Source organism: Nonlabens sp., assembly GCF_051251825.1.
Taxonomy (GTDB): domain Bacteria; phylum Bacteroidota; class Bacteroidia; order Flavobacteriales; family Flavobacteriaceae; genus Nonlabens.
Map to the genome: position 1 here is coordinate 1 of NZ_JBPOGG010000028.1, position 6,257 is coordinate 6,257.

Annotated in this window: 2 protein-coding genes; both read right to left on the reverse strand. The window is 35.5% G+C overall.

Annotated features, from left to right (window positions below):
- Positions 1–654: 654 nt before the first annotated feature.
- Positions 655–1,962: a RagB/SusD family nutrient uptake outer membrane protein gene (locus ACSHWW_RS14115; RefSeq protein ID WP_435683116.1), complete on the reverse strand. Its 1,308-nt coding sequence runs from the start codon at positions 1,960–1,962 to the stop codon at positions 655–657.
- Between the two features lie 9 nt (positions 1,963–1,971).
- Positions 1,972–5,184 carry a SusC/RagA family TonB-linked outer membrane protein gene (locus tag ACSHWW_RS14120; RefSeq protein ID WP_435683117.1) on the reverse strand — a complete coding sequence of 1,071 codons (3,213 nt, stop codon included), beginning with the start codon at positions 5,182–5,184 and terminating at the stop codon, positions 1,972–1,974.
- Positions 5,185–6,257: the final 1,073 nt, after the last annotated feature.

The following is a 6,257-nucleotide window of genomic DNA, read 5'->3' on the forward strand; positions in this document are numbered from 1 at the left end:
TGATCCCATTTTGGATTTCCCTATTTTCTTGTTTTGTTAGTATTTCTAACTTCATATCGCGTGTGCAGTTCAAAAAAATTATTAGGTCGAATAGAATTATATAGAATAAACTATCCGAGTTTGGCTTTTGAAGAGTTTTTGGTGTTTTTGAAATTTTACCGACCCGTGGTGAGCAGGCCGGAAAAATTACTCTCAACTAACTCAAAACAACTCAATTTCTATTCTTTGCCCCGTATTGTATTACCGCCTATTTGATAAAAACTATCTAGTATGTAGATTCTAGATTATAAAACATTGCTTTTTAAAACTATCTTCATCTTTTCTATTGAAAATAGGATGCAACTTTAAAATAATTCTGACAAAAGATCCATTAATTAAATTCTGACATAATCAGTAACCTTAAATTTTTTATTCTTGGGGTTAGGGACAATCTTTCAAAATATTTAGTTCTGTGTTGTATTTCTGGTATCCAGGTTTGCTGGAGTGTTTTAAGTAGAAATTACATAAGAATTTTTAGAAATGTTCTACCTGAACTGCCAAGTATTCTTGTCTTGGCAGTTTTGGGTAGAAACAAAATCTAATATTAAATAACTCTCGTAAGGTTGCTAATAAGTCACAACCAAATGTTTAAACATATTTGTTGTTACTCTAATTTTAGTAACCTGGGTTTTGCTCAATTACTCCGAAGCTAGCTAGTACTTCTGAAACTGGAATAGGAAACAAATAATAATCGCTATTAATTGTTTGTCCCATTTCTGCATTAACAGAACCTGTTCTAACTAAGTCAAACCATCTGTGTCCTTCAAAGGCTAATTCTAACCTTCTTTCGTCAAGAATTGCTTGTCTTACTTCGGCTTGAGTAGTTGCCGTTCCTGTTAAACTAGTTAAACCTGCTCTTGATCTTATATCGTCCAACAAAGGAAGAACTGTAGTAGCTGGAGAACCAGTCTCATTTAATGCTTCTGCATATAATAGAATAATATCTGCTAACCTTATTTCTATCCAGTCATGATCGGAGCCATTTCCACCTTCTTTTGGAAATTTAATAGCTGTTGTTCCATCCTCGTTAAGAGTTACAGCTCTTCTTAAATCTGTACCTCCACCATTTGCATCACTAGCATCGAAAGCAGCAATTAAATCCGGATCAACTGGCTCATCGGCTTTTGAATCATCCCCAACATACCAGTTCCAAAAACGGGATGCGAAAGAATATTCATCAACTATAGAGCTTGCTATTTCAGCAGCATATATGATTTCAGAATTTGATTCATTGTCAGCTCCAAAAATCTCATTAAAGTTTTCTTGAAGTTCATAGTTGCCATTTGCTATAACAGCTTCCAAGTGTGGTACTGCATCTGCATAATCACCTTTATACATATATACTTTACCCAATAATGCTTCAGCAGCAACCCCTACATTGGAGGAGCTCATTGCATTTTGCAAATCTGGGATAATAATATTATTGTATATATCAGCAACTGTCTGTCTAGTAAGATCTACATTGGAAATCTCCTCTATTGATGGCTGAGGCGTTAAAATTACACTAACATCTCCAAACACTTGTACTAGTTTAAAGTAAGACATTCCTCTTAAAAAACTAGCCTCAAGTATATCCGAACTATTTGTAGAATTTGCTATTACGTTATTCGCACTTAATATGGACTTGTACATAGCCGTATAGAAAGGTCCAAAGAATTGGTCCTCCATATCGGTTAGATTGTTGTCATATTCATCAAATTCAGTATAAGGAGCTTCATCCATTATAGCATTGTCTGCTCTAAACTCGCCCATTATAGCCATTGGTGTAACACCGCCAAGCTGGTAATAATATGCGGCATTCAAAACACCTTCATAATCCGATAAAGAATCTGATTTAGCAATGTTTGGTGGCACTTGATCCAAATCACTATTACATGCTATGGTTGACACGAGTAGCCCTAATAATATATATATCTTTTTCATTTTGTTTATTTAAAAGTTAACATTTAAACCGATAGTAAAGCTTCTTACAACCGGACTGGCGCCTACTTGTGCTCCATATGTTGTTGGTCCTAAATAATCACTACCTGAAGTCTTTACACCTTCTGGATTATAAGAGGTGTAGTCATCTGACCATAAGTACAATAAATTGGTTGCTGCAGCATATAATCTAACAGAGTTTAAGCCAATTTTATCCATCAAATCTTGGTCAAAAGTATAGCCAATAGTAAGGTTTCTTAATGCTACAAAAGAAGCATCTTGAATCATAGCATCTGTTTGATTTCTGTTTCTTTCATAATACTGACCATTATGATCTGCAATACCATCATCATTAGCATCTAAACTGGCATAATCCAATCTCCCTCCCCACTGAGAACCATAATAAAGTGGGTCTACATTGTACACTTCAGCTCCATGAGAACCTTGTAATTGGAAAGCCATGTCAAAAGATTTGTAGTTAAAGTTATGAGACATACCCCAATAAAAATCTGGAGTATTTTGACCTATTTTTACTAAATCTCCACCGTCTTCTACTGATCTTGTTCTGTCAATAACGCCATCACCGTTTTGATCTACTACGTAAGATTCACCAGTCTGACTGTTAGGGTGTCTTGAACCATCTGCCAAGTATGTCATTTCAACATCTCCAATGGTTTCCAATCCCCACATTTCGCCAATACCGCCACCTACATAATTTCTAAATACAGCACCTCTACCACTTTGTCCGTAGATTGTTTGAGGTAATTCATCCAAACCACCTAAGTCTTTAATTTCTGTTTCTACAGTAGATAAGTTAGCAGCAAAACTCCAAGAAAAATTATCTGTTTGTATTGCTCTTACATTTAGGTCAAGTTCCAAACCAGAACTTCTTACATCACCTGAATTAAGAACTACTGATGTCGTACCCAATACTTCCGAAACACTTTGGTTGATTAATATATCTTCAATATCAGAAGTGTAGTAATCTACGCCCAATCTAATACGGTTGTTTAAGAAGCCTAAATCAATACCATAGTTAGTCTCCGTATTGGTTTGCCAAGTTAATTCGGTGTTTTCGAAATTATCAGAAATTAAAAATGAAGTACCGTTTACTGTTGCTTGTGGGTCCAAAAGACTCAAGGCATCATAAGATCCTAAAAACGATGTAGTTCCTAAAGATCCGGTACTAAATCTTAATTTTAATTGACTCAACGCCTTGCTACCTTCTAAGAAAGATTCATTATGCACGTTCCATCCTAATGAAAGAGCTGGGAATGTTGCGAATTGTTTGTTGGCTCCAAAACGGGAGTCACCATCTCTTCTAACTGATGCTGATATCAAATAACGATCATCATATGCATAGTTTACTCTTCCAAAAACACTCTTTCTTGTTCTGGTCTCATCTCGTTCCGTTACTGTAATGTCTGCAGGGTCGAACAAGTTGTAATTTTGAATTACCGCATCAGGTACGTTTACTCCGTCTAAAGCAGTACCCTTAAATTGTGTAGTTTGAAATTCTATACCACCTACGGCAGATATATCATGCTTGCCAATAACTTTGGCATAGTTTAAAGTAGTTTCGCTCAACACTGAAAATACTTTTAAATCCGTTTGATCCATATAGGTTTGAGAATCCCGAGCTCTAGAATCAAAACCAAGTAATCTGTGCTCATAGAATTGGGTATCCTTAAGGTCACCACCAAGTACAGTCTTTATATTTAATCCCTCCAAAATATTGTATTGTAGATAGCCGCTTACGTTACCAAAGAAGGTTTTTTCCCAACTTTCCGTATTGTCAAGCTTTGCTGCAGGACCGGCATCACCAGAACCGCCAATACCATTTTGATTTCTACCATAATGCCAGTCTTGTGCTGCCATACCCGGTTCTAATGCATAAATACTGTTAGCTTCGTAACCCGAGCCTCTATAGCCATCATCAAATGGATCTAATCCTAATGCCTGTGCCTTTCCATCTAATGATTGAACAAAAGCAATAGATGCATCAGTATGATAAATAGGGCTAATAGGATATGCTCTCAAAAGGTCTCTCATGTCATGAGCCAAAATATCTCTATGCGATGTAAACCCATTGAAACTTACACCTGTGTTAAACTTGTCGCCTAATTTGGCATCAACGTTCAAACGTGCATTTAATCTTTCATACCCTTGAGTTCTTACAACACCTTCTGCATTTTGATAACCAATAGATGCAAAATAATTTACATCATCCGTTCCGCCACTCATGCTAAAATCATGACTTGTAGTAGTACCAGTTTGAAAAAGCCAATCCTCAGGGCTAATAGCACCAGGAGAATCCTCATAGGCACTTAACCTATATTCTAAAAACTCAGGGTCTACTGTGTCAACAGTACTGGCCCAGTTGCCAGCGGCAATCTCAGATCTTGCATGGTCTGCCCATTCGGAAGCATTCATTAATATATTATCTCTATACTTACTTGAGAAACTAGTGTAAGCATTATAACTAAAAGTAGCTTTACCAGATTTACCTTTTTTGGTCGTAACCAAGATAACACCATTTGCACCTCTAGAACCATAAATTGCAGCAGAAGCGGCATCTTTCAAAACTTCTAAGCTTTGAATGTCATTTGGGTTTACAGTTGCTAAGCTTCCTGAGATTGGATAACCATCTACAACAATAAGTGGACTTGAGTCTCCAGATATAGAAGAGGCTGCTCTAATCTGAATTTTAGGGTCAGCACCAGGAGCTCCATCTTGATTTTGAATTAAAACACCAGGTAATTTACCTGCTAATGCATCATCTACACGTGTTGTTTGCACGGCAGCGATATCTTCACCACCTACTTTGGCAACAGCACCTGTTAAATGTGATTTTTTTCTGGTACCATACCCAACTACTACTACTTCATCAAGTAATGCAGCATCTTCGGTCATTACAACATTAATAGTCTCTTGGTCTCCTACCGTTATACTTTGAGTTACATAACCGATATAGGAAAATTGAAGAACATCTCCACTATTAGCATTTATTGTGTAAAGTCCGTCAAAATCTGTTGCAGTACCTGTTGTGGTACCCGAAATAACTACATTCACACCGGGAATTGGTACGTTAGCGTCGTCTACAATCGTACCCGATATAGTAGACGCGTCTTGAGCAAATATTGCGGCATTTATAAACAGCGCAAATATTAGTGCTAATTTGTTTTTAAAATTCATTTGTGTTAAAGTTAAGTTAGTAATATTCATCGGTTTAAGGCCGACGCCTAAATGACACTGTGCGAGAGTTTCATTTAATCTTCAACTTACTATGGCATTCAACTCATCAGGGTTCCTGAATTTTGTAATGGAGCGTGTATAGTAAGATGTACGTGTTCGTTGTATTACTTCCCTTCAGAATGAAGTAATTCAATTTAAAAGTATGGGTGTGTGCCCGTTCTTTTTTATCTGTTTACTTATACTTTCATAGACTATTTCTTTAATTAATGTTAGTCAGTAATTCTCTTTTTCAATTGGTTTTCCATACTGGTTTACCAAATTGGTTTACCAAATATAACTTAATACTTTGTTAAAAAAAAATATTATTCAGAAATTTGGTATGGTAAATTATCTACTTGACATTTTAGAGAACCCCTATATGCTAAATTGGTAATTATGTGCTGCTGAGATGCACCATCAGAAAATCATAAGCTTAAACCATTGTTTGGTATGGAACAAGGTAATGTTGTAAAAACCTAGTAATAGTAGGGTGTAGGGTGGTTTGTTTGAGCTTTAAATCTTTAATTTTGTGCTTTGATGTAGTTTCTGTAGCTACCTTTGTTTGAATAGGTTATACCTATTTAGAAATTTGGTTTTGTCGTCCGAAATTAGATAATATATAGCTTTTATTCATTAGCTAAAATTAACATAAATTGATAGTTACTGAACTTGGGAAATATCAGTTCTTTGATGATTTTTTCAACATCTTATATGCGCTATCAAAGAAAATAGTTTATATAAGTTTTCTCAAATCCTGAGATATAAAGCAATAATGAAAATTTATCTTTAATCAAAATAGACAGCTTTTTTTGGGGATAATAAAGTTGAGGTTTTTTAGTAAGAGTAATTGTAGGAAGTCAGCTTGAATATCAACCATTTTTCTCCAAATAAATTTTTAGTTAACTTGTTAGGTAATTACCCATTTTAGGATTTTCATTGCCCTCTTTATAAGTGCAAATATGGAAGATACTCTCTGAAAATCATGAATAAGATAGTGAGTGTCTCTAGGTATCTGCCGTTATGTTAGGTAAATAATTTGAAGTATTGATGGAACCTTATTTTCT

Coding starts and splice junctions, on each gene's coding strand:
- ACSHWW_RS14115 (WP_435683116.1), bottom strand. CDS start 1,962: ATGAAAAAGATATATATATTATTAGGGCTACTCGTGTCAACCATAGCA.
- ACSHWW_RS14120 (WP_435683117.1), bottom strand. CDS start 5,184: ATGAATATTACTAACTTAACTTTAACACAAATGAATTTTAAAAACAAA.